The sequence below is a fragment of the Pseudodesulfovibrio karagichevae genome (genome assembly GCF_041414475.1).
Lineage (GTDB): Bacteria > Desulfobacterota > Desulfovibrionia > Desulfovibrionales > Desulfovibrionaceae > Pseudodesulfovibrio > Pseudodesulfovibrio karagichevae.
Genome location: NZ_JBGLYH010000018.1, coordinates 1 through 25,145 on the forward strand (window position 1 = coordinate 1; position 25,145 = coordinate 25,145).

Annotated in this window: 22 protein-coding genes; 13 read left to right on the forward strand and 9 right to left on the reverse strand. The window is 66.9% G+C overall.

The window, feature by feature from the left end; translation table 11 throughout:
- The 3 genes from AB6M95_RS08135 to AB6M95_RS08145 all read left to right on the forward strand — a co-directional run.
- A partial coding sequence (locus tag AB6M95_RS08135; RefSeq protein WP_371386237.1) for an energy transducer TonB occupies positions 1-363 on the forward strand: 363 nt, incomplete at its 5' end.
- 44 nt (positions 364-407) lie between these two features.
- A complete protein-coding gene (locus AB6M95_RS08140; RefSeq protein ID WP_371386238.1) occupies positions 408-1,655 on the forward strand; it encodes a tetratricopeptide repeat protein in 1,248 nt (415 codons plus the stop codon).
- 222 nt (positions 1,656-1,877) lie between these two features.
- Positions 1,878-3,482: a sodium:solute symporter family protein gene (locus tag AB6M95_RS08145; protein ID WP_371386239.1), complete on the forward strand. Its 1,605-nt coding sequence runs from the start codon at positions 1,878-1,880 to the stop codon at positions 3,480-3,482.
- A 373-nt stretch (positions 3,483-3,855) separates the two neighbouring features.
- Here the strand turns inward: AB6M95_RS08145 and AB6M95_RS08150 are convergent, their stop codons facing one another.
- A complete protein-coding gene (locus AB6M95_RS08150) occupies positions 3,856-4,209 on the reverse strand; it encodes a DHCW motif cupin fold protein (RefSeq protein ID WP_371386240.1) in 354 nt (117 codons plus the stop codon).
- Positions 4,210-4,450: 241 nt separating this feature from the next.
- Between AB6M95_RS08150 and AB6M95_RS08155 the strand changes: the two genes are divergently transcribed.
- Complete coding sequence (locus AB6M95_RS08155) at positions 4,451-5,749, forward strand: (Fe-S)-binding protein (protein WP_371386241.1); 1,299 nt, start codon at positions 4,451-4,453, stop codon at positions 5,747-5,749.
- 144 nt (positions 5,750-5,893) lie between these two features.
- Positions 5,894-7,048 (forward strand): iron-containing alcohol dehydrogenase, encoded by a 1,155-nt coding sequence (locus AB6M95_RS08160; RefSeq protein ID WP_371386242.1) that lies wholly within the window; start codon positions 5,894-5,896, stop codon positions 7,046-7,048.
- 7 nt (positions 7,049-7,055) lie between these two features.
- Here AB6M95_RS08160 and AB6M95_RS08165 read toward each other — a convergent pair whose 3' ends face one another.
- Genes AB6M95_RS08165 through glpA form a run of 6 tightly spaced genes read right to left on the reverse strand, consistent with a single transcriptional unit; the run spans position 7,056 to position 15,089 of the window.
- Positions 7,056-8,174, reverse strand: a complete 1,119-nt coding sequence (locus tag AB6M95_RS08165; protein WP_371386243.1) for an acyltransferase family protein — start codon at positions 8,172-8,174, stop codon at positions 7,056-7,058.
- Positions 8,175-8,193: 19 nt separating this feature from the next.
- Positions 8,194-9,705: a glycerol kinase GlpK gene (gene glpK / locus AB6M95_RS08170; protein ID WP_371386244.1), complete on the reverse strand. Its 1,512-nt coding sequence runs from the start codon at positions 9,703-9,705 to the stop codon at positions 8,194-8,196.
- Positions 9,706-9,749: 44 nt separating this feature from the next.
- Positions 9,750-10,622, reverse strand: a complete 873-nt coding sequence (locus AB6M95_RS08175) for a CoB--CoM heterodisulfide reductase iron-sulfur subunit B family protein (protein WP_371386245.1) — start codon at positions 10,620-10,622, stop codon at positions 9,750-9,752.
- The gene (locus AB6M95_RS08180; RefSeq protein ID WP_371386246.1) at positions 10,622-12,214 is read right to left on the reverse strand and encodes a 4Fe-4S dicluster domain-containing protein; all 1,593 of its coding nucleotides are present in this window, start codon (positions 12,212-12,214) and stop codon (positions 10,622-10,624) included. The genes AB6M95_RS08175 and AB6M95_RS08180 overlap by 1 nt, the downstream gene beginning before the upstream one ends.
- A 20-nt stretch (positions 12,215-12,234) precedes the next feature.
- Positions 12,235-13,497 (reverse strand): glycerol-3-phosphate dehydrogenase subunit GlpB, encoded by a 1,263-nt coding sequence (gene glpB, locus AB6M95_RS08185; protein ID WP_371386294.1) that lies wholly within the window; start codon positions 13,495-13,497, stop codon positions 12,235-12,237.
- Between the two features lie 2 nt (positions 13,498-13,499).
- A complete protein-coding gene (glpA, locus tag AB6M95_RS08190) occupies positions 13,500-15,089 on the reverse strand; it encodes an anaerobic glycerol-3-phosphate dehydrogenase subunit A (protein WP_371386247.1) in 1,590 nt (529 codons plus the stop codon).
- 228 nt (positions 15,090-15,317) lie between these two features.
- Between glpA and AB6M95_RS08195 the strand changes: the two genes are divergently transcribed.
- The 8 genes from AB6M95_RS08195 (at position 15,318) to AB6M95_RS08230 (ending at position 23,062) form a co-directional block, all read left to right on the forward strand.
- Positions 15,318-16,127: a DeoR family transcriptional regulator gene (locus AB6M95_RS08195; protein ID WP_442604682.1), complete on the forward strand. Its 810-nt coding sequence runs from the start codon at positions 15,318-15,320 to the stop codon at positions 16,125-16,127.
- A gap of 139 nt (positions 16,128-16,266) precedes the next feature.
- Positions 16,267-17,346, forward strand: coding sequence for an ABC transporter ATP-binding protein (locus AB6M95_RS08200; RefSeq protein WP_371386248.1), 1,080 nt, complete (start codon positions 16,267-16,269; stop codon positions 17,344-17,346).
- 10 nt (positions 17,347-17,356) lie between these two features.
- On the forward strand, positions 17,357-18,451 hold the full coding sequence (locus AB6M95_RS08205; protein ID WP_371386249.1) for an ABC transporter ATP-binding protein: 1,095 nt from the start codon (positions 17,357-17,359) through the stop codon (positions 18,449-18,451).
- On the forward strand, positions 18,448-19,320 hold the full coding sequence (locus AB6M95_RS08210; protein ID WP_371386250.1) for a carbohydrate ABC transporter permease: 873 nt from the start codon (positions 18,448-18,450) through the stop codon (positions 19,318-19,320). Before AB6M95_RS08205 ends, AB6M95_RS08210 begins: the two co-directional genes overlap by 4 nt.
- Positions 19,317-20,120, forward strand: coding sequence for a carbohydrate ABC transporter permease (locus AB6M95_RS08215; protein WP_442604683.1), 804 nt, complete (start codon positions 19,317-19,319; stop codon positions 20,118-20,120). The genes AB6M95_RS08210 and AB6M95_RS08215 overlap by 4 nt, the downstream gene beginning before the upstream one ends.
- A gap of 12 nt (positions 20,121-20,132) precedes the next feature.
- Entirely contained in the window at positions 20,133-20,411 is a 279-nt protein-coding gene (locus tag AB6M95_RS08220; protein WP_371386251.1) for a DUF2160 domain-containing protein, read from the forward strand.
- A 94-nt stretch (positions 20,412-20,505) separates the two neighbouring features.
- Entirely contained in the window at positions 20,506-22,233 is a 1,728-nt protein-coding gene (locus AB6M95_RS08225; protein WP_371386252.1) for an ABC transporter substrate-binding protein, read from the forward strand.
- Between the two features lie 286 nt (positions 22,234-22,519).
- Positions 22,520-23,062, forward strand: coding sequence for an AAA family ATPase (locus AB6M95_RS08230; protein WP_371386253.1), 543 nt, complete (start codon positions 22,520-22,522; stop codon positions 23,060-23,062).
- 144 nt (positions 23,063-23,206) lie between these two features.
- On the opposite strand, the gene AB6M95_RS08235 is transcribed toward AB6M95_RS08230, so the two are convergent.
- Both AB6M95_RS08235 and rbsK read right to left on the reverse strand, forming a co-directional pair.
- A complete protein-coding gene (locus tag AB6M95_RS08235) occupies positions 23,207-24,211 on the reverse strand; it encodes a substrate-binding domain-containing protein (protein ID WP_371386254.1) in 1,005 nt (334 codons plus the stop codon).
- Between the two features lie 6 nt (positions 24,212-24,217).
- The gene (rbsK, locus tag AB6M95_RS08240) at positions 24,218-25,144 is read right to left on the reverse strand and encodes a ribokinase (protein WP_371386255.1); all 927 of its coding nucleotides are present in this window, start codon (positions 25,142-25,144) and stop codon (positions 24,218-24,220) included.
- Position 25,145 lies beyond the last annotated feature (1 nt).

The following is a 25,145-nucleotide window of genomic DNA, read 5'->3' on the forward strand; positions in this document are numbered from 1 at the left end:
GTGGAAGGGCTGCCCGACGCATCAGGCCTGCCCCTGGCCGCGCCCGAGGGGCCCGGCGTCGTCCCGGCCGGTCCGGGCCGGCCGGTCTTCGACCGGCCGCCGCGCGTGCTGACCCGCCTGGACCCGTACTATCCCGCGTCCGCCCGGCGGACCGGCACCCAGGGCCACGTCCTGGTCCGGGTCCTGGTGGACGAGTACGGCCGGGTGCGGGAGGCCGAGGTGGTCGAGTCGGAACCGGCGGGCGTGTTCGACGACGAAGCCCTCAAGTCCGTGCGCGGCTGGACCTTCTCGCCCGCCACCAGGCTGGGCCGCCCGGTGGCCGTGCGCATCGACATCCCCATACGCTTCAGGCTGGACCGATGACCGGGCGGCAACTTCAGACAATGCGGCCCGGCCCGCTTTCCGCCTTGATCTGCCTCCTGCTGGCGGCTCTGGCGGTCAGTTTCCCCGTTCCCTGCCACGCGGCCCGCGACAGGGACGAGCGGCTCACCCCGGCGCAGTACGCCGCCGTGACCGAGGCCCGCGCGCTCCTGGACAAGGGCGACCCGGCCGGGGCCGTGAAGCGGCTCCTGCCCGTGGCCGACGAGTCGCACCCGCCCCTGGCGGTCCTCGACCACCTGGCCTGGGCCCAGGAGCGGACCGGGGCCCACGGCGCGGCCCTGGCCACCTACCGGAGGACGGCCGCCCTGTACCCGGACGACCCCGGCACCCTGCGCAACCTGGGCATCCTGCAGTTCAACGAAAAACACCTGGCGGAGGCGGCCCGAACCCTGGAGCGGGCCTACGGCCTGCAACCCGAGGGAGCGCGGGAACCGGCCCTGCTGGCCATGGCCGGGGCCGCACGGGCCCGCCTGAACCATTTCCAGGAGGCGCTGCGCCTGCTGGACCGCGCCGAGCATGCGGACGGCGACGCACCCGTGGCCTGGTCCTCCATGGCCGTGTACTGCTGCCAGCGGCTGAACCGGCCCGAGGACGCCCTGGCCCGCAGCCGCGCCTGCGCCCGCAGCCACCCCGGCGACCCGGCTGCCTGGACCCTGCTCGGCCGCGTGCTCGCCCGGCAGGGCGACCCCCTGGCCGCCGCATCCGCCTTGGAGACCGCTAGGGCACTGCGGCCCGACGGCAACTCGCCCGGCGAATCGACCGGCGAATCGGAGGAGCTGGCAGCCCTGTACGCTTTGGGCCACGCCCATGCCGAGGCGGCCCGCTGCCTGGCCGCGACCGACCGGCCGGACGCGGCCCTGCGCCGGGCTGAACTGCTCCGGCTGGCCGGACGGGGCCGGGACGCTCTGGACGCCCTGGACAAGTTCGACAGGGAGACGGAAAAGACGCCCGCCGCCGTGGAGCAGGCCCTGCGCGCCGCCCTGCTGCGCGGGCGCATTCTCCGGGACGCGGGCAAAGGGGAAGCCGCCGTGAACGGCCTGCTCGACGCGGTAAAGGACATCCGGCCCCCGGCGTCGAACCGGACCGCGCAACGGCTCCGGGGCGCGCTCCTGCTCCTGGCCGGGGAGATCCGCTGGTCCGAGCGGGACTGGACCGGCGCGGCGCGCATCTTCGACGGCCTGGCCGAGGTGCCGGGCTGGGGCGGTACCGGCGCGTCCCTGGCCACGGGCATGCGGGCCATGGTCCGCGAGGCCGCCCTGGCCCCGGTGCCGTAAAAAATGAAGCCGGGCAGCAGGCCCGGAACATGACGGATTGCCGGGATTTTCATCAAGACGGCGGGATTGACGCCGGTCCGTTTTTCCCCTAACCATCCGCACAGGAAATCGCGGACCGATCGAGCGGTGCCACGGTTTCCTCATGGTTATGCCAGGCCAAAGGCCATCCCGACCACATCGGGATGGCCTTTTTTTGTGTCCAACGACCAACAGGGGGAATTCATGCTGGGCAAACTGCTCGTCCTCGTCACCTACATCGTCGCCATGCTCGGTCTCGGGCTGTACATCCGGGGCCGGGTCCAGGACTCGCCCACGGAGTATTTCCTGGCCGGGCGCAGGCTCCGGCTGTTCGTCCTGCTCGGCTCCATGGCGGCCACCAACTTCAGCGCCTTCACCGTGTTCGGGGCCTCGGGCGCGGGCTACCTGCACGGGCTGGCCTTCTTCCCGGTCATGGGATTCGGCACCGGATTCATGGCCCTGACCTTCCGGCTCATCGGCGAGCGCGTCAACCGGCTGGGCAGGCTGCACGAGCTGATCACGCCCTCGGAACTGGTCCAGCACCGGTACGGCAGCCGCCCCCTGTCCGGCCTGTTCGCCCTGGTCATGGTCGTCTTCACCATCCCCTACCTGGCCCTGCAGCCCATGGCGGGCGGGTACGTGCTCAACCAGCTGATCGGACTGCCCCAGGCGGCGGGCGCGGGCATCGTCACCCTGGTCATCCTGGCCTACACCCTGCGCGGCGGGCTGCGCTCCGTGGCATGGACCGACACCCTCCAGGGGCTGATCATGGTCGTCATGCTGGCCGCCGCCCTGGTCATGGCCGCCGCCCACCACGGCGGGTTCGCCCAGGCCATGGGCCAGGCGCTCCAGGCCGACCCCGAGCTGTTCTCTCGGCCCGGCGGACTGGGCCGGTTCGGACCGGGCATCTGGCTGTCCTACATCCTGCTGTGGTTCTTCTGCGACCCCATGTTCCCGCAGCTCTTCCAGCGGTTCTACACGGCCAGGGACGAGAAGGCGCTGCAGCGGACCATGCTCCTCTACCCGCTCATCTGCACCGTGGTCTTCGCCATGCCCGTGCTCCTCGGCGTGCTCGGACGGCTCGACTTCCCGGGGTTGCACGGCAAGGAGGCGGACGCCATCGTCCCCCTGCTGATGACCTCGGTGGGCGGCGACTTCATGGGCGCGCTGGTCCTGACTGCCGGGCTGGCCGCGCTCATGTCGACCATGGACTCACAGCTGCTGACCCTGTCCTCCATCTTCACCCGCGACGTGTACCCCTTCTTCACCGGCGGCAAACCCGGCTCGTCCACGGTGGGGCGCATCTTCGTCTGCTGCCTGGCGGCGGCCGGATACGCCCTGGCGATCAACCCGCCCGGCAGCATCCTCAGGATTGCCACCCAGACCTTCACCGGACTGGCCGTGCTCTTCCCGACCATCGTCTGCGGCCTGTACCTGAATCGCCCCCGCGCCCTGCCCGCCATCGCCTCCATCCTGTCGGGCGAGGCGGCCATGATCTGGTTCGCCCTGGCCGGTCCCGGCGACATGTCCGTCCTGCCCGCCATCCCGGTCATGGGCGTGGCCTTCGGGGCGTACATTCTGGTCCACCTGTTCAGCGGGGCCGGATTCTCCTGGCAATGGTCCGGCTCGTCCCGGAAATGGACGGCGGCCTTCGGACTGCTCCTGCTGGCGGCCTGCGACTACTGGCAATGGACCGACCGCACGCCCCTGTTCCTCGGCCTGCCCGGCTGGGTCTGGTATTTCGTGGGCTTGAGCGGTCTGCAGACGCTGCTCATGTGGCGGATGTGCCGGGAGGAGGGCGGATCGTAACTCGTTGAAGAAAATAGCTTTCAAGGGATGCCGAACGGACCGGAACAGATGATCGCAAGAGCAAAGCCCGAGCGGATGGAGCCAGACCGGCCGTCCGCTATCGGTTCTTTCGGTACGCGCCGGGCCGACGCCGAATTCCTGCTTGAACCTTCGGGAAAAGGACGCCGCCGAGGCCAGGGACCCGATGGTCCAGCCCGCCCCGGGGTCGCGGAGGATGGCCTGCAACGCCTTGGACACGTTGTTGTCCTTGAGGGCGACAACCGATGCCACATCGCCGTGCTGAGCGAAGTCCTGGCCGAACCCGGTGCCGTGTTCAGGGACGGCGGTTAACGGCGGCCGACTTCCGGCGGAACGCGACGCGGCCCATGCCCGGTCAGGATTTCAGCCTCAGGAAATCGCCGTCGATGATGAGCAGCTTGACCCCGGTCTCGGTTACCGACCGATGGGAACTCAGCTCGTCGGAGACGATGTAGGACATGCCCGGCTTCAGGGTCGAACTGGGCGCGCCTTGCCGTTCATTGACGACCTCGCCCTCCAGGCAATGGACGATGTGCCCCTTCTCGCACCAGTGGTCCGCCTTGTATCCCTTGGAATACTCGACGATCCGGACCCGCAGGCCGTCGAATTGCAGCGTCTGCCAGTAGGCGACGCCCGTTTCCCCCTTGTGTTCCGTGCGGGGGACCGTGGACCAGTCGATGGATTGGAACGGAATATTCTTGTCGCTCATCGCTTCTCCTTGCGGATATTTGTCGTGCGTTCACAAGACGATACTCAAACCGCCGGATTGCGCAAGCCTTGCAGGTCCCGCCGCCTCGTCGCCCGGATACGTGCGGCAGCCCCCGCCCACCGGTAAAATCACCCTTTTGACTTGGCGGAAACTCTCAGGTACGGGGGATTTCCCCTTGCTGTCGACCAGGGCCTTCCCGGCCTTCGGCGCGTGGGGGGGTCGCATCAAGCGAGGGATGACAATGCAACGAAGCACCACCTGCAACGGCCCGGAATTCCTGGCCGACTATAATTTCTCCAACTGCCTGGTCTGCGGCACCTGCGCCAACGTCTGCCCGACCACCGGCGCGCCGGGGCTGGACGGACTGGACGCGCGCAAGGTCATGCGCATGCTGGCCAACGGGCTGATCGAGGAGGTCGTGGCCTCGGATTTCCCGTGGCTGTGCACGGGTTGCGGCCGGTGCACCGGGGCCTGCCCCGGCGGCATCGACATCACCTCGCTCATGGGCAGGCTCAAGGGGCTGCGGCCCCGCGACCAGGTCCCGGGCTCCCTGCACAAGGGCATGCTCAACAACCTGGAGACCGGCAACAACCTGGCCATCCCGCAGCAGGAATACTTCGAGTCCATGGCCGACCTGGGCAACGAGCTGGCCGAGGAGGAATGCCCCGGCTTCTACGTGCCCATCGACAAACAGGGCGCGGACACCCTGTTCTTCCCCAATTCCAAGGAAGTGTACGGCGACTTCGAGGACCAGTTCTGGTGGTGGAAGATCTTCTACGCGGCCAAAGAGAACTGGACCGTGCCCGGCAAGAACTGGGAGGCCGTGGACTGGGCCCTGTTCACCGGCAACGAGGAAGGCAACAAGGAGCTGGCCCGGCGCAAGATCGAGTACATGAAGGAGCACGAGATTGGGCGGATGATCATGCCCGACTGCGGCGGCGGCTCCTACGGGGCGCGCAAGGGCATGGCCAGGCTGGCCGAGGAGAATCCCGAGAACCGCGTCGACTTCATCTACCTCTACGACTACCTCATGGAGGTCATCCGGGACGGCCGCATCAAGCTCGACAAGTCGGTCCACGCGGGCCGCAAGTTCACCTTCCACGACTCCTGCAAGCACGGCCGCGAACTGCAGCGTTCCTTCGGCAAGGGGTACTTCGAGGAGCCGCGCTGGATCATGCAGCAGTGCGTGGACGACTTCGTGGAGCTGACCCCCAACCGGGAGAAGAATTACTGCTGCGGCGCGGGCGGCGGCCTGTGGCCCCTGCCCTATGAGAAGCAGTCGGCCTGGCACGCCCGGATCAAGCAGCAGCAGATCGAGGACAGCGGGGCCGACGTGGTCGTCGTGGGCTGCTCCAACTGCCGCGACCAGCTCATGCGCCGCATCCCCAAGTTCTATGAGGACCGCAAGTTCGAGGTCAAATACCTCTGGCAACTGGTGGCCGAGGCCTTGGTCATCGAGCCGTGGGACAGGGAGCGCATCGAGCGGGCCGAAGCCGAGGCCGCCGCCCAGTGGAAAGCCCTGGGCGTGGAGCTCGACTGATCCCGTTTTACGCTTCCATCACGAAATCACGCCCCGTTCCGCTCGACGGACCGGGGCTTTTTCTTGCGATCGGGCGGAGCGCGGTGCTACCCTGCCCCATCGTCCGGCCATCAACGCCATGACCATCCATACCAGGGAGATCCCATGCAGTTCACCTTTGCCACGGCCTCGAAAATCCTCTTTGCAACCGGCGCGGCCCAGCGCATCCCGGAACTGGCCGGGACCCTGGGCAGCCGCCCCTGCCTGGTCACGGGCGGCAGCCCCGAGCGCGCCCGCTGGCTCATCGACGGGCTCACGCAGGCCCTGTGCGCCCCCCTGGTCATTCCCGTGTCCGGCGAACCCGACACCGTGGGCGCGGCCAAGGCGGCCGAGGCGGCCCGCGAGGCGGGCTGCGACGTGGTCATCGGCCTAGGCGGCGGCTCGGTCATGGACACGGCCAAGGTCGTGGCCGCGCTGATCACCAACACCGGCGATATCTACGACTATCTGGAAGTGGTCGGCAAAGGGAACCCGCTGACCGAGCGGCCCGTGCCGCTGATCACCGCGCCGACCACCTCGGGCACGGGCTCCGAGGTCACGGCCAACGGCGTGCTCCTCAGCCCGGAACACGGGGTCAAGGTCAGCCTGCGCTCCACCGGGATGATCGCGGACCTGGCCGTGATCGACCCGCAGCTCGCGGCCAGCATGCCGCCAAAGGTCACGGCGGCCACGGGCATGGACGCCCTGACCCAGCTCCTGGAGGCCTTTGTCTCCCGCAAGAGTACGCCCATGACCGACGCCCTGTGCCGGGAGGGGCTCATGCGCGCGGCCACGGCCCTGCCCCTGGCCTATGAGGACGGCGAGGACATGTCGGCCCGCGAGGACATGGCCCTGGCCGCCCTGCTGTCCGGCATCTGCCTGGCCAACGCGGGGCTCGGCGCGGTGCACGGATTCGCCGCGCCCATCGGCGGCAGGAGCCACGCGCCCCACGGCGCGGTCTGCGCCGCCCTGCTGCCCCACGTCATGGAGGCCAACCTGTGCGCCCTGCGCGAGCGCGACCCGGACTCCCCGTCCCTGCACGCCTACCGCGAGGTAGCGGTCATGCTGACGGCGGACGTTACCTGCGACGCCGAGGACGGCGCGGCCTGGGTGGGCGAACTGTGCGCGGACCTGTCCATCCCCACCCTCGGGGAGCTGGGGATTACGCGCGCGGACTTCGGCCTGCTGGCCGATCAGGCGGCCAAGGCGAGCAGCATGCAGGGCAACCCGGTCGAGTTGACCCGCGACGAACTGATCGGGATTCTGGAAAAGGCCTGGTAGGACCGGGTTACGAGACCAGGCGCGGCAGCAGCGGCCCCGAGGCCCTGGGCTTGCCCACCAGCTGCGGCAGATAGCGCTTGAGCAGCCAGATGGCGGGCAGGCAGGCCGCGAGCGAAAGCACCGTGAACCCGAAGGTCACGGCGGTCACGGCCGCCCAGTGGTCCGGGAAGGTGGCCACGTACCAGTCCGCGAACGGGCCGTTGAAGAAGTGATAGAAGATCCCGTTCAGGCAGAACAGGACGAGCACGTTCTCCCCCAGGAACATCAGGAACCGATTGGCCCCGACGCTGCGGGCCAGGAGCAGCAGGAACAAGCTGCCGATCAGGGCGGTCAGGGGAAAGAGCAGGACGTTGCCGTGCCCCGAGACCAGGACGACCACGGCCTGGAAGATGCGGAACGGCCCCTGGTTGAGGTCAAACGTCAGGACTACGCCGAGCAGGCACAGCCCGGCCCCGGCCAGGAACCGCCAGCGGGGCTGCCCGCCGATGAACACGGACTCCCGCCGCATGAGCACTCCCACCAGATAGAAGGCATAGGACACCGGGGCCTCCGGGATGAGCCAGTAGGTCGGGCCGGGCAGGAGCATGACGTGCAGGGTCAGGTAGTACCCGCCCAGGTAGCAGGCCACGGCCGTCGCGATGATCCTCGGGGTGGTGTCCAGGAACCGGCCGACCGCGAAGTGGATGAGCTCCACCGCGACCAGGGCGGCCAGGAACCACAGGGGCACGTTGAACAGGGGGAAGCCCAGGAGCGTGTACCACAGCCCCTTGAGGTATTCCTCCCCCTTGGTCAGGTCGAGCAGCGGGAAATGCCCGGCGAAGAGCAGGCTCAACCCCAGCAGCAGGGCCGAGAAGGCCGCATAGGGCACCAGCCGGGAGGCGGCCAGCCGCTTGAGGAAGCGGCCCACCGGCAGCCGCGCCTTTTCCGGGGCCAGGGTGAACCCGGCCAGCAGGAAGAAGAACGGCATGTGAAAGGAGTAGATGAACTTGTACTGGGCCGTGGCCACCGGGCTCTGGAGGTACATGATCCGCTCCACGGCGTGGCCGTAGTAGACCAGGAACATGCCCAGGAACCGGGCCACGTCCAGCATGGGGATGCGCCCGCCCGATCTCGCTTCGCTCGCCATATCGCCTTCCTTTGTCGGCTTACTCCACCCAGCCCAGGGTCCTTTCCACGGCCTTCTTCCACCCGGCGTATTTCTCGGCGCGGACCTTCTCGTCCATGTTCGGCTGCCAGGTCTTGTCCTCTTCCCAGTTGTTGTAGAGCTCTTCGCGCCCGGACCAGAAGCCCGAGGCGATGCCCGCGGCATAGGCCGCGCCCAGGCAGGTGGTCTCGGCCACCTTGGGGCGGACCACCGGCACGTTGAGGATGTCGGACTGGAACTGCATGAGCAGCTCGTTGTAGACCATGCCGCCGTCCGCCTTGAGGGACTTGAGCTCCACGCCCGAGTCGCGGTTCATGGCCTCGACGATGTCCTTGGTCTGGTAGGCCGTGGCCTCGAGCACGGCCCGGGCGATGTGGTTGCGGTTGATGTACCGGGTCAGCCCGACCATGACGCCGCGCGCGTCGGGCCTCCAGTACGGGGCGTACAGGCCGGAGAAGGCGGGCACGATGTACGAGCCGCCGGTGTCCTCGACCTTGGCGGCCAGGGCCTCGACCTCGGGCGCGGACTCGAACATCTTCAAGTTGTCGCGCAGCCACTGGACCAGGGCCCCGGCGATGGCGATGGACCCTTCCAGGCAGTAGGACGGCTTGCGGTTGGAGAACTGGTAGGCCAGGGTGGTGATCAGCCCGTGCCTGGACTGGATGGGCTCGTGCCCGGTGTGCATGAGCAGGAAACAGCCGGTGCCGTAGGTGTTCTTGGCCTGGCCGGGCGCGAAGCAGGTCTGCCCCACCAGGGCGGCCTGCTGGTCGCCCACCGCGCCGCAGACCGGCACGCGCGCGCCGAGCGGGCCGCTCTCCGAGGTCGGGCCCCAGGTCCCTTCGTCGGACGAGGGCACGATGCGGGCCAGCCCGCTCATGGGCACGCCCATGATCTTCATGATCTCCTCGTCCCAGGAAAGCGTCTTCAGATCCATGAGCATGGTCCGGCTGGCGTTGGTCACGTCGGTCACGTGCGCCCCGCCCTTGGGCCCGCCGGTCAGCCACCAGATGATCCAGGTCTCGATGGTCCCGAACAGGGCGTCGCCCCGGTCGGCGGCCGCCTTGGCCTCGGGCACGTTGTCGAGAATCCAGCGGATCTTGGGGCCGGAAAAATAGGTCGCCACGGGCAGGCCGGTGGCCTCGCGGAAGCGGTCCTGTCCGCCCTCCTCGGTCAGTCCCTTGCAGATGTCGTGGGTCCGGGTGCACTGCCAGACGATGGCGTTGTAAAAGGGTTTGCCCGTCGCGCGGTCCCAGACCACGGTGGTCTCGCGCTGGTTGGTGATGCCGATGGCCGCCAGGTCGCCGCCCTTGAGTCCGGACTTGGTCAGCGCGCCCCGGATGACCTCCCCGGTGTTGCGCCATATCTCCATGGGGTCGTGCTCCACCCAGCCGGGCTTGGGGTAGATCTGGCGGTGCTCCTTCTGGTCCTGGCCGACGATGCGGCCCCGCTCGTCAAAGATGATGAACCGGCTGCTGGTGGTACCCGAGTCGACGGCTCCGACGTATCTGGCCATGTTTCCTGCTCCTTGTGCTCACGGTATGGGGAGTCCCCCGCATATCACGAAACGTCTTTGGACAAAACCGGTTTGGGCGGACGGATGCGGTTGCGGCCCAGGCCCAACTGCTCCTCGCCGAGCCCCAGCGCCTTGCCGACCAGCTGGCTGACGAGCACGGCCGGGACCATGGCCCGCCAGGGACTTCTGAACGGATGGCGGTCCCGCTCCACGTCGAACTGCAACTGGCAGTAGGTGCAGGCCGTGGCCAGGACATGGGCCCCGGCGTCGTCCGCGCTCTCCAGCTTGCGGCGCATGAGCGATTCGCTGATGACCTCGTCGCGGCCGCGCAGGGGATGGCCGCAGCACTCCACCCGCAGGGCCCAGTCGACCGTCTCGGCCCCCAGTGCGGCGACCACGCGCTCGAATACGGTGGGGGCCAGGGGATCGTCGAACCCGGTGACCTTGCCCGGCCGCAGCGCATGGCAACCATAGTGGCAGGCCACCTTGAGGTCATACAGGGGCAGAGTCGCCCGCTCGGCAAGGGTTGCGGCTCCCACGTCGCGGTCCAGCACGGTGAGCAGGTGGCGTACATCCATGCGGCTTGGCAGGGCCAGCCCCTCGCGGGCCAACAGCCGCTCCACCTCGCCGGCCAGGACCGGGTTCTCGTGCAGGCGCGATGCCGCGTACCGGAGGTTGCCGAAGCAACACTTGCACGGGGTCATGATCCCCAGCCCGGCCCGTTCGGCCAGGGCGAAGTTGCGCGCCGCCGAGAACACGGAGGCCAGCTCGCTCTCGTGGCGCACGGGGTAGCCGCAGCAGTTGAATTCGAGATCAACCAGCTCCACGTCCAGGGCCCGGCAGACCGCCCGGACCGAGGTCCCGTACTGGGGCAGATGGTGGGGAATCTTGCACCCCGGGAAATAGGCGTAGCGCATCAGCCCTCCTCGCCCCCGGCCTGGCGCAGCCGCGCGGCGGTCGTGTTGCGCAGTTCATAGAGCACGTCGGCCACGCGGATGTCCTGCGGGCAATGCTCCTGGCACTTGTAGCAGGTGGTGCAGCTCCAGACCATGCGCGCCCCGAGGGTCTCGTCCTTGAGCCCCATGCGCAGCAGGTTCATGACCTGCTGGGGCAGGAGGTCCAGATCGCGCGACGGGTCGTCGCTGACGGCCACAACCGGGCAGACGCTGGTGCAGGTGGTGCACTGCACGCAGGCCCAGAACGACTCGCGGTTGTCGGCCAGTCCCTCGGGCTCGATGCGGCAGCAGATAGCGCTGCGGGCCTGGACGGTCATGGCCCGGACCGCCTGGTTCGGGTCCGGCACCGACGCTGTCGCCTCGATCTTGGAGGCGAGCCACAAATCCTGGAGGTTGATGCCCGCCGAGCAGATGTCAGTGCAGCGCAGGCACTCGGTGCAGATGCGGCTGCCCTCGGCGAACCGCTCCAGCCCCAGGCCCGACAGTTCGCCGTCCCGGAACGCCTTGAGGAAGGCGAGCTTTTCCGAGGGCAGGATGTCCCGGTTGCCCAGCACGGCGAAGGACGGGGCCACGCTGCAATGCAGGGAGCACTCGCCGCAGCGGGTGCAGGCGTCCAGGCCGAGGCCACGGGCCGCGACGCCGCCGGGACGGTCGTGGTCGCGCCGCCCGGCGCGCACGGCCAGGTTGGCCGGGGTGGCCAGGGGGTGCAGGAACTTGCCGTAGGGCAGGGCCGCCAGCCCGATCAGGCAGAAAAGGATGTGCACGTACCAGAAGACGCGGTCCGCCCGGCTGCGGTTCATGGCCGGGGCCAGGGGCGTCAGGGCCGCGGCCAGGGGCTTGGCGATGAAGGCCGAGGCCGTGTCGCTGTGGCAGGCCGAACAGCTCTCGTCGTTGACCTCCAGCCCCTGCCTGACCCGCTCCGGCGAGACCAGACGGTCCGAGGGAAAGACCACGCCGAAGCGGTCGGCCCAGGCGGCCTGGAGCGCGGTGGTCTCGGGGCCGCCCTGGTACACGCCATATTCGGCGACCATGGCGTCGAACATGGCCGGGGATATGATCTTGGAGGCCTCGAGCAGAATCCCGGAGCCGACGATGGAGCCGACCACGAAGAGCAGGGCCCAGTCCTGGAACCGGGTCAGGGCCCGGAGCCGCCGGTCGCGCATGCGGCGCACGACCATGAGGGCCAGCCCGATGAGAACCAGCCCGCCCAGCAGGTCGCGCAGGAACTGCCAGGGGTTGAGCGTGGGCTCGTAGCCGGAAAAGAGATTGGCGGTGACCAGGCCGCCCATGGCATGAAACAGGAGCAGCCCCATGAAGCCGTAGAAGACCAGGCAGTGGGCCAGCCAGCGCACCGGGCCGGTGCGGGCCGTGCGCCGGAGCAGGAGGACGTCCAGGACAACGTACTTGATTCCGGCCGCCAGCGCCCTGGCCGTCCACGGCCTGCGGAAGGGGTGTTCCGCGCCCGGACCGGACCGCCAGCGGGCCACCCTGCGGGCCAGGAAGGCGACGCAGACCACGGAGGCGACAATCAAACCGATGTCCAAGAAATCCATACTGTTATCCTTGAGACGTTTTAATCAGCTCCCTGCACCAGCCCCTGTACCGCGCGCCAGGCCGAGGTGATGGCCAGCCCGGCCCCGCACTTCATGCGCATCCAGTCCTGATGGGCCAGGATGGCCCCGGCCGCGAACAGCCGTTCGTGCGCGGGGCCACCGTCCGGGCCGAGCGGCCGGAACAGGTCGTCGACCTCGATCCCGGCGGCGTTGGCCCCATGGCCTTCGGTGTTGAAGAATTCCCGGTTGTGCCACTGCTCCCGGGTTTCGGGCTGGACCACAGGCAGGTCGAAGACCGCCTCGCGGATGGCGTGGCGGTCCGCCGCAAGCCCCTTGCCGAAGAAGCGACCCGTGGCCAGGATGGCCGCCTTCGCGCGGACCTCGGTCCGCCCACCGCCACGGCCGACCACGAAACGGAAGCCGTCCTCGATCATCTCGGCCTCGGTCACCGTGGCCTGGGACAGGGTGCGCACGCCGAGTCCGGGCAGCCCCCGGTCGAAGGCCCCGCGCAGCCTCGGGCCCGCGATGGACGGCGGGATGGTCGGAATCTCGAAGACCTGCCTGCCGGTCAGCTCCTCCAGGTGGGCGACGACCCGGCCCGGATCGACCAGCCCGAGCACGGCCGGGAAGCCCAGGTACTCGGCGTCCCCCAGGTGCGGGGCCACGGCCTCGGCCAGCTTCACCCGGTACTTGGGATCGGCCAGGGCCCAGGCCATGTGCTCGGGATAGAGCTCGCCGCTGCCCCGGGGGAAGGTCACGCGCACGGCGCGCAGGCCGGGCCAGATGGCCTTGCGCATCTCGACCAGCTGGCGGCCGCTGAACCCTTTCAGCCCGTGAAAATCCGCGATGAGCGTGGGCGCGCCGCTCTCCAGGGCGAGCACGCCCTTCCAGGCGGTGCGCGGCACGCGCCAGGTGCGTTTGACCGTGCCCACGGGCGTCAGCGCGCGGCAGTTGCGGTCCGCGTGCCCGGTGTACTCGAGCCCCTGGGCGGCCAGGAAATCCGTGAATCCGTCGATGGCCGCTTCCATGTCCGGCCGGTTCATGCGGGCGTAGGGATGCTTCGCGCAGTCCCTGGACACGGCCTCGACCGCCGCCCACGGGTCGTCCCAGCGGACGCCCTCGGCCACCGGGTGCACCCCCATGAGGTCGATGAAGCCGGTGCTGAAGTCGATGCCGCCGGTCACGCCGGACTGGGCCACGGAGAGCCCGGCCCTGGCCGCGAACAGGGCGGCGGCCATGCCCGCGAAGCCCGCGCCGATGACCATGACGTCATGGGTGTCCATACTCACAGGTCACCTCCGTCGTCGCGCACGTCCGCTTCCAGCTCCAGGTCCAGGTCCAGGGCCCCGCAGTACAGGGCCTCCTGGAGGTCGGCCTGGACCAGGGGCAGCCCCCAGAGCACCGGCCGGAGCCCGCGCCAGCGCCTGCGGGTGAAGGCGTGCATCTCGTGCACGCCCCGGCGCTCGGACACGTACCCCTCGTCATAGAGGTGGCCGGTGACGCGCAGGCCGCAGAACCCGCCCTGGCACGGCCCCTTGCCCACGCGGCTGCGCAGCCCGATGCTGTTCAGCAGGGAGGAGCCGTACTGTCCGTCCATGCCGTCGATGATCTGGTTGACCGCCTTGCGCGAGACCATCTCGCACTCGCACAGGATGATGTCGTCCCCATCGCGCTCGCCGATCCAGCGCCGGGGCCCGAGGCCCGGCTCGGTCCACTCGCCCTTGGTCGAGGCGGGCAGCGGCACGGTGCGGGTGGCGCAGGGCGCGTCCACGCCGAGCTTGGCGCAGACCAGGTCCCCGGTCCGCTCGGCCATGAGCCGGTAGGTGGTCAGCTTGCCGCCGGTGATGGTCACGAAGTTGTCCACATGGTCCCTTTCGTGGTCGATGAGGGAAAAATTGCGGCTCACGCTGCGCGCGTCCCCGGCCCCGGCCACCATCACCAGGGGGCGCACCCCGGCATAGGCCCGGATGTAGCGGGTGGTCTCCAGCACCGGGATCATGGCCCGGGCGTCGTCGATGATGGCGTCGGCCTCGGCCACGGTCGGGCGGCACAGGTCGGGCGAATCGATGGTCACCGAGGTGGTCCCCAGCACCGAGACCGTGCCGCCGGGCACCAGGATGTCCGAGTCGGCGGCCTTGCGCAGCCGGTTGACCACGCGGGTGGTCAACCGGTCCTGGGTGACCAGCAGGCTGCCCGAGGAATAGAGGATGTCGATGTGCGCCCCGGCCAGGGCGGCGACCATGCCCGCCCAGGCGCCCGTGGCGTTGACCACGATCTCGGCCTCGACCGCGAACCGCTCGCCGGTCGTCTGGTTCAGGAAGACGGAGCGCCGAATACGCCCGCCGTCCACCTCGAACTCCACCAGCTTGGCGTTGCGCAGATAGCGCGCTCCCCGGTCCACGGCCTGGGCGAGGTTGTCGAGCGAGAGCATGAACGGGTCCACGGAGGCGTCCTCGGTCGCGTAGGCCGCGATCAGCCGGCCCGACAGCGTAGGCTCCAGGTGGCGGGCCTCGGCGAGGTCCAGGGGACGCGTGGGCACGGTGCTGGCCGCGCACATGGACTCGAAATTCGCGATGTAGTTTTCGTCGTCGCCCTCAACGGCCACGAACAGCCCGCCCGTGTCCTCGATGCATTGGGGGGCGAGACGCTTGAGCAGCTCGCCCTCCTCGCGGCACTCGATGGCCGCGGCCGCGTCCGAGGCCACGTAGCGCGCCCCGCTGTGCAGCAGCCCGTGGTTGCCGCCCGAGGCCCCCGCGTTGATGTCGCGGCGCTCGGCCAGCAGGCAGTCCACGCCCCGCAGGGCCAGGTCGCGGGCCAGACCGGTCCCGGTCGCCCCGCCGCCGAGTATGAGTACCCGGGTTTCCATGATCTCCATCGTCCTTCCGACCTCTTTCTTCACCGAATCACGCAGTGCAGAGTTTCATTTTCTCTTGTAGCAAAAAAACGAACATGATATGAACAAAAATCATCTTTCCAAATCAAAATTACGGATGATCTTATCCCAAAACCAGGGATTGGTCACTATCAATTTTCACTTTCCAACACAATAGCGGGCGGTTTTCCGTTCACAATCGAACAAAGCGAACACCTCATGAAACAGAACATGACATCACCGGCCCCCGCCGGGACCGGAGAGAAGAGCGGTCGGCACGCCTCGGTCCGGGGCCGCCGCGACAGGATCGTGACCCTGGTCAGGGAACAGGGGTTCATGGCCATCGGCACCCTGGCCGAAACCTTCGACGTCACCCCCCAGACCATCCGCCGCGACATCAACGCCCTGACCGACCAGGGGCTGCTCCAGCGCCACCATGGCGGGGCGGGCCCCATGCTCAGCACCGAGAACGTGGACTACACCAATCGCAAGATACTGTGCCTGCGGGAAAAGCAGATCATCGCCCAGCTGGTGGCCCAGCACATTCCGCCCCGCTCCTCCCTGTTCATCAACATGGGCACCACCAACGAGGAAGTGGCCAAGGCCCTGACCCGGCACGACCGGTTGCGGGTCATCACCAACAACCTCAACGTGGCGAAAACATTGAGCAGCAACGACGGACTGGAGGTCATCGTGGCCGGCGGCGTGGTCCGCCACAAGGACGGCGGCATCGTCGGCGAATCGACCATCGAATTCATCCGCCAGTTCAAGGTGGACTACGGGATCATCGGCATCAGCGGCGTGGACATGGACGGCACCCTGCTCGACTTCGACTACCGCGAGGTCACGGCGGCCCGCTCGATCATGGATAACTCGCGCAAGGTCTTCCTGGTCACCGACCACAGCAAGTTCGGCCGCAACGCCATGGTCCGGCTCGGCAACATCAAGGAGGTGGACGCCATGTTCACCGACGAGACGCCGCCCGCCGAACTGGTGGAGGTCATGAAACAGAACGGCGTGGCGCTGCACGTGGCCAAGTAACGATCCATCCATCCCTATTCATGGGGCCGGGAGGTGCACTTTTCCTGATTTTCGCTTGCGAACATTTTGTGACGATGTTACGCTATAATGTGACTAATCAGAACAGTTTTGACCGCAATCGATCACCCGGAGACCTAAAATGGGGCTTAAACTCAACGGCATCGGCAAGACGGTTGGAAGAGAGATTCACCTCAAGGGCATAGACCTCGAGTTCGAATCGGGCTCCCGCTACGTCGTGCTGGGGCGCACCCTGGCGGGCAAGACCTCGCTGCTGCGCATCATGGCGGGGCTGGACCGGCCCACCACCGGCACGGTGGAGGCGAACGGCGTGGACGTGACCGGCGTGTCCGTGCGCAAACGCAGCGTCGCCATGGTCTACCAGCAGTTCATCAACTACCCTTCCCAGACAATCTACGAAAACATCGCCTCCCCGCTGGCCATCCACGGGATGCCCAAGCAGGAGATCCGCACGCGGGTCATGCAGGCGGCCTCCATGCTGCACATCGAAAACATGCTCGACCGGCTGCCCGCCGAGCTGTCCGGCGGCCAGCAGCAGCGCACGGCCATCGCCCGCGCCCTGGTCAAGGACGTGGACCTGCTGCTCCTGGACGAGCCCCTGGTCAACCTCGACTACAAGCTGCGCGAGGAGCTGCGCGACGAACTGCGCAAGATCTTCAAGGCCCGCGACTCGGTGGTCGTCTACACCACCACCGAGCCCACCGAGGCGCTCATGCTCGGCGGCAACGTCATCGTCATGCACGAGGGGGAGGTCCTCCAGGTGGGCCCCACGGCCGAGGTCTTCCTGCACCCGGTCAACACCAGGGTGGCCGAGGTCTTCAACGACCCGCCCATCAACTTCATCAGCGGTTCGGTGGACGACGGCAAGGTCAACATCGGCCACGCCCTGTCCCTGCCCGTTCCCTCGACCATGTCCGGCCTGTCCCCCGGGGAGTACACCTTCGGCATCCGCGCCAGCCAGCTCAGCCTCAAGTGCGGAAGCGAGGGGTGCGCGCACATCCAGGGCCGGATCGGACTGGCCGAAATCAACGGCTCCGAGACCTTCGTACACTTCAACTACGGCGACGATTCCCTGGTAGTCCAGGAGAACGGCGTCCACGCCTTCGAGGTGGGCAACCAGGTGTCGGTCTACGTCCGGCCCGAGGCCTTCTACGTCTTCAACGCCACGGGCGATCTCGTTGTCGCGCCGGCCAACCAATAGCAGGGATCCCATGGCACGCATCGAACTGAACGAAATCAAGCACAGCTACCTGCCCAACCCCGCCGGGGAGCAGGACTTCGCGCTCAAGCGCATCCATACCGTCTGGGAGGACGGCGGGGCCTACGCCCTGCTCGGCCCTTCCGGCTGCGGCAAGACCACCATGCTGAACATCATCTCCGGGCTGCTCAAGCCGTCCCACGGCTCCATCCTGTACGACGGGAAGGACGTCTCGGCCATGCAGCCGGAGAAGCGGAACATCGCCCAGGTCTTCCAGTTCCCGGTGCTCTACGACACCATGACCGTGTACGACAACCTGGCCTTCCCCCTGCGCAACCGGGGCGTGGACAAGCAGAGCATCCGCGAACGGGTCCAAGAGATCGCCGAGGCCCTGGACCTCACCCCGGACCTGAACAAGCGGGCCGCCAACCTGTCGGCCGACGCCAAGCAGAAGATATCCCTGGGGCGCGGGCTGGTGCGCAGCGACGTGGCCGCCATCCTGTTCGACGAGCCCCTGACGGTCATCGACCCGCACCTGAAGTGGAACCTCCGCCGCAAGCTCAAGGAAATCCACACCAAATTCAACATGACCATGATCTACGTGACCCACGACCAGGTGGAGGCCATGACCTTCGCGGACCAGATCGTGGTCATGTACGAGGGCGAGATCGTCCAGATGGGCACGCCCCAGGAGCTGTTCGAGAACCCGGAACACACCTTCGTGGGCTACTTCATCGGCAGCCCGGGCATGAACTTCCTGCACTGCACCCTGGACGGACACATCGCCCGGGTCGGGAGCATCGACGTCCCGCTGCTGCCCTCCCTGGCCAACATGTGCACCGGCCAGAACCTCAAGATCGGCATCCGGCCCATGTACGTGGGCGTCCATGAAAGCCCCGTGGAGCACGGCGTCGAGGGCATGGTCACCGGAATCGAGGACCAGGGGTTCTGCAAGATCGTGACCGCCACCTTCAACGGCAGCGAGATCAAGGCCCGGGTCAACGAGAGCGGGGCCGTGCCGGAGGGCAAATGCTGGCTCTCCCTCCCGCCGGAGAAGATCAAACTCTACTGTGACGAGCGGCTGGTCCGACAGGGGGATTCCCAATGAACAAATGGCATGACAACAAGGCGTGGTTCCTGGTCCTCCCGGTCTTCGCGATCGTGGCCTTCTCGGCCATCATCCCGCTGATGACCGTGGTCAACTACTCGGTCCAGGACATCTTCGGACCGGGCCAGCGCTTCTTCGTGGGCGTGGAATGGTTTAGGGACGTGCTCCTGGACGAACGGCTGCACGACGCACTGTTCAAGCAGCTGGCCTTCTCCTTCATGGTCCTGCTGACCGAGATACCGCTCGGCATCGTCATCGCCCTGATGATGCCCAAGAAGGGCTGGACCGCCTCGGCCTGCCTGGTCATCCTGGCCCTGCCCCTGCTCATTCCCTGGAACGTCATCGGGACCATCTGGATCATCTTCACCCGGCCGGACATCGGCCTGTTCGGGGCCATCGTCAACAACGCGGGCATCGCGTTCGACCACACGGCCTCGCCCGTGGACGCCTGGATCACCCTGATGCTCATGGAGATATGGCACTGGACGCCGCTGGTGGCCCTGCTGGCCTATGCCGGACTGCGGGCCATCCCCGAGGCCTACTACCAGGCGGCCAAGATCGACGGAGCGTCCAGCTGGGCGGTGTTCCGCTACATCCAGCTGCCCAAAATGCGCGGGGTCCTGACCATCGCGCTGCTCCTGCGCTTCATGGACAGCTTCCTGATCTACGCCGAACCGTTCGTCCTCACCGGCGGCGGCCCCGGCAACACGACCACCTTCCTGTCCATCTATCTGGTCAAGATCGCCGTGGGCCAATTCGACCTCGGTCCGGCCGCGGCCTTTTCGCTCATCTACTTCCTCATCATCCTGCTGTTCTGCTGGCTGTTCTACCAGGCCCTGCAGGCGGTGGGCACGGGAGACAAGGCATGAGACTGCAAAAACGACACATCGGGCTGATCTTCTACCTGATCATCCTCTTCCTGCCCATCTACTGGATGCTGAACATGTCTTTTCGGACCAACGCGGACATCATGCGGTCGTTCTCGCTCATCCCGACCCATCCCACGCTGGTCAACTACATGAAGATATTCACGGATCCCTCCTGGTACTCCGGGTACATAAACTCCATCATCTACGTGACCATCAACACCGTGATCTCGCTGACCACCGCCCTGCCCGCGGCCTACGCGTTCTCGCGCTACCAGTTCATCGGCGACAAACACGTCTTCTTCTGGCTGCTGACCAACCGCATGGCCCCGCCCGCGGTCTTCCTGCTGCCCTTCTTCCAGCTCTACTCCACCTTCAACCTGATCGACACCCACATCGCCGTGGCCCTGTCCCACTGCCTGTTCAACGTGCCCCTGGCCGTCTGGATCCTGGAAGGGTTCATGTCCGGCGTGCCCAGGGAGATCGACGAGACCGCCTTCATCGACGGCTACTCCTTCCCGCGCTTCTTCATCCGGGTGTTCATCCCGCTGATCCGCGCGGGCATCGGCGTGACCGCGTTCTTCTGCTTCATGTTCAGCTGGGTCGAGTTGCTGCTGGCCCGCACCCTGACGACCACGGCGGCGAAACCCATCGCCGCGACCATGACCAGGACCGTCAGCGCCACCGGGCTGGACTGGGGGCTGCTCGCCGCGGCGGGCATCCTGACCATCGTGCCCGGCGCGCTGGTCATCTGGTTCGTCCGCAACCACCTGGCCAAGGGCTTCGCCCTGGGCAGGGTCTAGGAGGAGGCAATCATGAATCTCGAATGGATGGCATGGACGCCGGTCACCGCCGGATTCTTCCTGACCATTGCGCTCATCCTCGTGGGCATGACCATCTGGGAAATCGTCTCCCCGTGCGTGGCGCGGCGCGGCTTCCTGCCGCTGACCACCACCCGGGGCGACCGCCTGTTCATCGGGCTGCTGGGGAGCGCGTACATCCACCTCGCGTGGATCGGATTGACCGCCTTACCTGTCTGGATCGCTACGGCTATATCCGTTTGTTTCCTGATCATCATCATGCGGTGGGGATAGCGAGACCGCATGGGAACCGCGACGGGAAACGGGAGAAACGGAATATTGGGTATTACGGCAGAGGTCTTTTCTTAATCAGCATACGGAGGTACGTATGAAGTTGCGGCGTTTATTGATCACGGGAATGCTGACCCTGGCGTTCCTGAGCCTCGCCACCGCCGGCATGGCGGACATGAAGGCAGCGGAGAAATGGGTGGACAGCGAGTTCCAGCCCTCGACGCTGAGCAAGGCTGACCAGATGAAGGAAATGGAGTGGTTCATCAAAGCGGCCGCTCCCTACAAGGGAATGGAGATCAAGGTCGTCTCCGAAACCATCCCCACCCACGAGTACGAATCCAAGGTGCTCGCCAAGGCATTCTACGAGATCACCGGCATCAAGGTCACCCACGACCTGATCCAGGAAGGTGACGTCATCGAGAAGCTTCAGGTCCAGTTCCAGTCGGGCGAGAACGTCTTCGACGGCTACATCAACGACTCGGACCTCATCGGGACCCACTTCCGCTCCGGCAAGGTCGTCAACCTGACCGACTGGATGACGGGCGAAGGCAAGGACGTGACCCTGCCCACCCTGGACGTGGACGACTTCATGGGCAAGTCCTTCACCACCGGCCCGGACGGCAAGCTGTACCAGCTGCCCGACCAGCAGTTCGCCAACCTCTACTGGTTCCGCTACGACTGGTTCAAGAAGCCCGAGCTGCGCAAGGCCTTCAAGGCCAAGTACGGCTACGAGCTGGGCGTGCCGGTCAACTGGTCCGCCTACGAGGACATCGCCGAATTCTTCACCAACGACGTGCGTGAGATCGACGGCGTGGCCATTTACGGGCACATGGACTACGGCAAGAAGGCCCCGGACCTCGGCTGGCGCTTCACCGACGCCTGGCTGTCCATGGCCGGTGCCGGCGACAAGGGTCTGCCCAACGGCAAGCCCGTGGACGAATGGGGCATCCGCGTGGAAGACTGCCACCCGGTGGGTTCTTCCGTGTCCCGCGGCGGCGCCACCAACGGCCCGGCCGCCAAGTACGCCCTGCGCAAATACATGGACTGGCTGCGCAAGTACGCCCCTCCGGGCGCGCTCGGCATGGACTTCTACCAGTCCCTGCCGTACCTGGCCAAGGGCAACGTGGCCCAGCAGATCTTCTGGTACACGGCCTTCACCGCCTCCATGGTCGAGAAGGGCACCCCTGTGGTCAACGCGGACGGCACGCCCAAGTGGCGCATGGCTCCGTCCCCGCACGGCCCCTACTGGGAAAAGGGCCAGAAGCTCGGCTATCAGGACTGCGGTTCCTGGACCCTGCTGAAGTCCACCCCGGTGGAGCGCCGCAAGGCCGCTTGGCTGTTCGCCCAGTTCTGCGTCTCCAAGTCCGTCTCCCTGAAGAAGGCCCATGTCGGCCTGACCCCCATCCGGGATTCCGACATCCGCGACGAGTCCTTCACCAAGCGCGCCCCCATGCTCGGCGGCCTGGTGGAGTTCTACCGCTCCCCGGCCCGCGTGGCCTGGACCCCCACCGGCACCAACGTGCCCGACTACCCCAAGCTGGCCCAGCTGTGGTGGCAGAACATCGGTGAGGCCGTGGCCGGCGAGGTCACCGTGGACACCGCCATGGACAATCTGGCGGCCGAGCAGGACAAGATCATGATGCGCCTGGAGCGCGCCAAAGTGCTCAGCATCTGCGGCCCCAAGCTCAACGAGCCCAGGGAAGAGTCCTACTGGCTGAACCAGCCCGGCGCTCCCAAGGCCAAGCTGGCCAACGAAAAGCCCCAGGGCGAAACCGTGGACTACGACGAGCTGATCAAGGCCTGGAAGCAAGGCAAGGCCATGTAACCCGCTCAAGCAATGAACAAGACAAGGGGCGTCCCGTCGGGACGCCCCTTTTTTTGGCAAATGATTCACGGCCGACCGGCCTTTTCCCTTGTGTTCCATCCCATCCTGCGCGATCATTCCACCGTTCCCACCATAACGCTTCCCACTCCCCTATTCTCCCCGAAAGAGACTCTCTGCGCCTTGCCCGCGACCAATTTCCGCAGCGCCCTGACGCAAAGGCCGCAGCCCGCTGTCGCGGCCCCGGCCACACCCGATACGTTTAACACCCGACACAGGAGTCCATACGATGCGCAACAAATTCATCGTCTTCACCGGCGGCCCCGGCTCCGGGAAGAGCACGGTCATCGAGGCACTGGGACGCCTCGGCCATGCCTGCTCCGAGGAAAAGGGGCGCAAGATCATTCAAGAGGAGCTCGGACGCTCGGGCCGCGCCCTGCCCTGGCGGGACAAGGCCGCATTCCGGGACAGGATGCTGGACGAGGAACTCCGGGCCTACGAACACCATCTCCACTGCGAGGGGCCGGTTTTCTTCGACCGGGGGATCGTGGACACCTACGGCTATTCTCTCCTCGAGGGCCTAGAAATCACCGCCGCGCTGCGGTCCGCCTGCGTCTCGCACCGCTATGCCGACCGAGCGTTCGTCTTCCCGCCCTGGAAACGGATCTTCACCAACGATGCGGAACGCAAACAGGACTTCGCCGAAGCGCAAAGAACGCATGCGGCCATGCGAGAGGCTTACGCCGCCTTCGGGTATGCGTTGACGGAGGTCCCGTGCGCCCCGGTCGAGGAGAGAATCCGATTCATTTTCAGGGAACTCGGCCAGCTTTGAAGGTCCGGCCCCGTCTCCACAGCCCGCTAAAAAAGACTTGTACCCAAGGTTCCAAGCCTTCTGTCACACCACGACGAAGCCGGGGGAAATACGGAATCTAGGCTGCGCGCTCCGCAAAGTGGCCCCGGAGGCGAAACGCCCCCTTCACTTCATTCTGCGCACGGATTCGCGCTCCACGAGCCGGGGCTCGATCCGGATGACCCGGCCCTTGTCCCGCTTGCTGCCCATGCGCTCGATGAGGGTGTCCACGGCCATAGCCGCAATCCCGCTGGTGGACTGGTGAATCGTCGTCAGGGGCGGGATCATGTAGCGGGCGATGTAGATGTCGTCGTACCCGACGATGGACAGGTCCTCGGGGACGCGCACGCCCGTTCGGGCCGCCTCGTTGATGACGCCGAGCGCCATCATGTCGTTGCACACGAACAGGGCGGTCGGCCGGTCGGGCCGTTGCATCAGTTGCCGCATGGCGTTGATGCCCCCTGTGCAATCATAGTCGCCCTCGACGATCCACTCCTCGCGCACGGGCAGACCGGCCTCGGCCATGGCCTTGCGCAGCCCTTGGAGCCGTTCGATGGCGGACCTGCGTCCCATAGGACCGGTCACGCAGCCGATCTTCGTATGGCCCATCTCGATGAGATGGCGGACGGCCATGTACCCTCCGTCGGGAGAGTTGTCATAGATCCGGTCGACGTTGTCCGACTCCGGGCCCCAGTCGAAAACCACGGTCGGGGTGGGCCGCTCGGCTTCGAGCAGGCGCAGGATGTCGTCGTTCACCTCGCTGCACAGAAGCAGCAGCCCGTCCACGCGCTTTTCCTCCAGGGCGTCGAGGTTGGCCTCCATGCGCTTCACGTCGCCTTCGGTGTTGCACAGGAAAAGCGTGTAGCCGCGTTCATAGCACCGCCTCTCGACGGCGTGGACCACCTCGGCGAAGAACGGGTTCCTGCTGGCGGTGACCAGCATGCCCAGCGTGTTGGTGGTCTGCACCTTCAGGCTGCGGGCGATGGACGAAGGACGGTAGTTCAGCTCGCGGACGGCGGCGGCGACCCGCTGGCGGGTGTCCTCGCTGACATAGCGGGTCTTGTTCAGGACATGGGAGACCGTCGATGTCGACACCTCCGCGAGCCTTGCAACGTCCTTGATGGTCGACATGATCGGCTATCCATTGTCCTTGATGAATTTGTCCACCTCCGCACGGTGGGGAATGGACGTCTGCGCGCCGAGCCGGGTGACGGAGATGGCCGCCGCGGCATGGGCGAAACGAACGGCCCCGGCCATTTCAAGGCCCTGTTGCAGGGCCGCGACGAGCGCTCCGTTGAAGGTATCACCAGCGGCCGTCGTGTCAACCGGCGTGACGGCGTACCCCTCGATGCGCCGGGACACCCCGGGACCGCTCAGGAACGCGCCGTTCCTGCCGAGGGTGATGATGACGGTCTCCACCCCCTTGCCGTGCAGGACGGCCGCGGCCCGCCTGGCGTCGTCCTCGGTGACGACCTTGACGCCCGTGAGCAGTTCCGCCTCGGTTTCGTTGGGCGTTATCACGCTCACGTCGGCCAGGAGCGCATTGGGCAGCGGCTGGGCCGGGGCCGGATTGAGGACCACGGTGGCCCCGGCCTCCCGGGCCTTGCGGGCGGCCAGCTCGATGGTGGCCAGCGGGCTTTCGAGCTGCATCAGCAGCGTATCGGCCCCATGCAGCAAGCCCAGTTGCGGGCCCAGCAACTCGGGAACCAGACAGCCGTTGGCTTCGGGCGAGACCACGATGGAGTTCTCGCCGCTGGCCGCGATCTGGATGAGCGCGATGCCCGTGGGCATGCCGTCCACGACCGTGACCGCCGTGGTGTCGATGCCGTCGTCGCGGAACCGCTCCAGGATGCGCGCGCCGAAGTCGTCGTCACCCACGCAGGCGATGAACCCGACGTCCGCCCCGAGCCGGGCTGCGGCCACGGCCTGGTTGGCCCCCTTCCCGCCCGGCAGGACCTGATAGCCGTGCCCGATGACCGTTTCACCGGGACGGGGGAATTGATCCAGCAGAAGGACGTGGTCGGCGTTGACGCTGCCGAGGACGATCAGCTTTTTTGCCCTCATG

Bases quoted from the DNA above. Each gene is read 5' to 3' on its own strand.
- AB6M95_RS08225 (WP_371386252.1), top strand. From the start codon at position 20,506: ATGAAGTTGCGGCGTTTATTGATCACGGGAATGCTGACCCTGGCGTTC.
- rbsK (WP_371386255.1), bottom strand. From the start codon at position 25,144: ATGAGGGCAAAAAAGCTGATCGTCCTCGGCAGCGTCAACGCCGACCAC.
- AB6M95_RS08235 (WP_371386254.1), bottom strand. From the start codon at position 24,211: ATGTCGACCATCAAGGACGTTGCAAGGCTCGCGGAGGTGTCGACATCG.
- AB6M95_RS08195 (WP_442604682.1), top strand. From the start codon at position 15,318: ATGACATCACCGGCCCCCGCCGGGACCGGAGAGAAGAGCGGTCGGCAC.
- AB6M95_RS08155 (WP_371386241.1), top strand. From the start codon at position 4,451: ATGCAACGAAGCACCACCTGCAACGGCCCGGAATTCCTGGCCGACTAT.
- AB6M95_RS08205 (WP_371386249.1), top strand. From the start codon at position 17,357: ATGGCACGCATCGAACTGAACGAAATCAAGCACAGCTACCTGCCCAAC.
- glpK (WP_371386244.1), bottom strand. From the start codon at position 9,705: ATGGCCAGATACGTCGGAGCCGTCGACTCGGGTACCACCAGCAGCCGG.
- AB6M95_RS08220 (WP_371386251.1), top strand. From the start codon at position 20,133: ATGAATCTCGAATGGATGGCATGGACGCCGGTCACCGCCGGATTCTTC.
- AB6M95_RS08200 (WP_371386248.1), top strand. From the start codon at position 16,267: ATGGGGCTTAAACTCAACGGCATCGGCAAGACGGTTGGAAGAGAGATT.
- AB6M95_RS08145 (WP_371386239.1), top strand. From the start codon at position 1,878: ATGCTGGGCAAACTGCTCGTCCTCGTCACCTACATCGTCGCCATGCTC.
- AB6M95_RS08210 (WP_371386250.1), top strand. From the start codon at position 18,448: ATGAACAAATGGCATGACAACAAGGCGTGGTTCCTGGTCCTCCCGGTC.
- AB6M95_RS08175 (WP_371386245.1), bottom strand. From the start codon at position 10,622: ATGCGCTACGCCTATTTCCCGGGGTGCAAGATTCCCCACCATCTGCCC.
- AB6M95_RS08165 (WP_371386243.1), bottom strand. From the start codon at position 8,174: ATGGCGAGCGAAGCGAGATCGGGCGGGCGCATCCCCATGCTGGACGTG.
- AB6M95_RS08150 (WP_371386240.1), bottom strand. From the start codon at position 4,209: ATGAGCGACAAGAATATTCCGTTCCAATCCATCGACTGGTCCACGGTC.
- AB6M95_RS08180 (WP_371386246.1), bottom strand. From the start codon at position 12,214: ATGGATTTCTTGGACATCGGTTTGATTGTCGCCTCCGTGGTCTGCGTC.
- glpA (WP_371386247.1), bottom strand. From the start codon at position 15,089: ATGGAGATCATGGAAACCCGGGTACTCATACTCGGCGGCGGGGCGACC.
- glpB (WP_371386294.1), bottom strand. From the start codon at position 13,497: ATGGACACCCATGACGTCATGGTCATCGGCGCGGGCTTCGCGGGCATG.
- AB6M95_RS08215 (WP_442604683.1), top strand. From the start codon at position 19,317: ATGAGACTGCAAAAACGACACATCGGGCTGATCTTCTACCTGATCATC.
- AB6M95_RS08160 (WP_371386242.1), top strand. From the start codon at position 5,894: ATGCAGTTCACCTTTGCCACGGCCTCGAAAATCCTCTTTGCAACCGGC.
- AB6M95_RS08230 (WP_371386253.1), top strand. From the start codon at position 22,520: ATGCGCAACAAATTCATCGTCTTCACCGGCGGCCCCGGCTCCGGGAAG.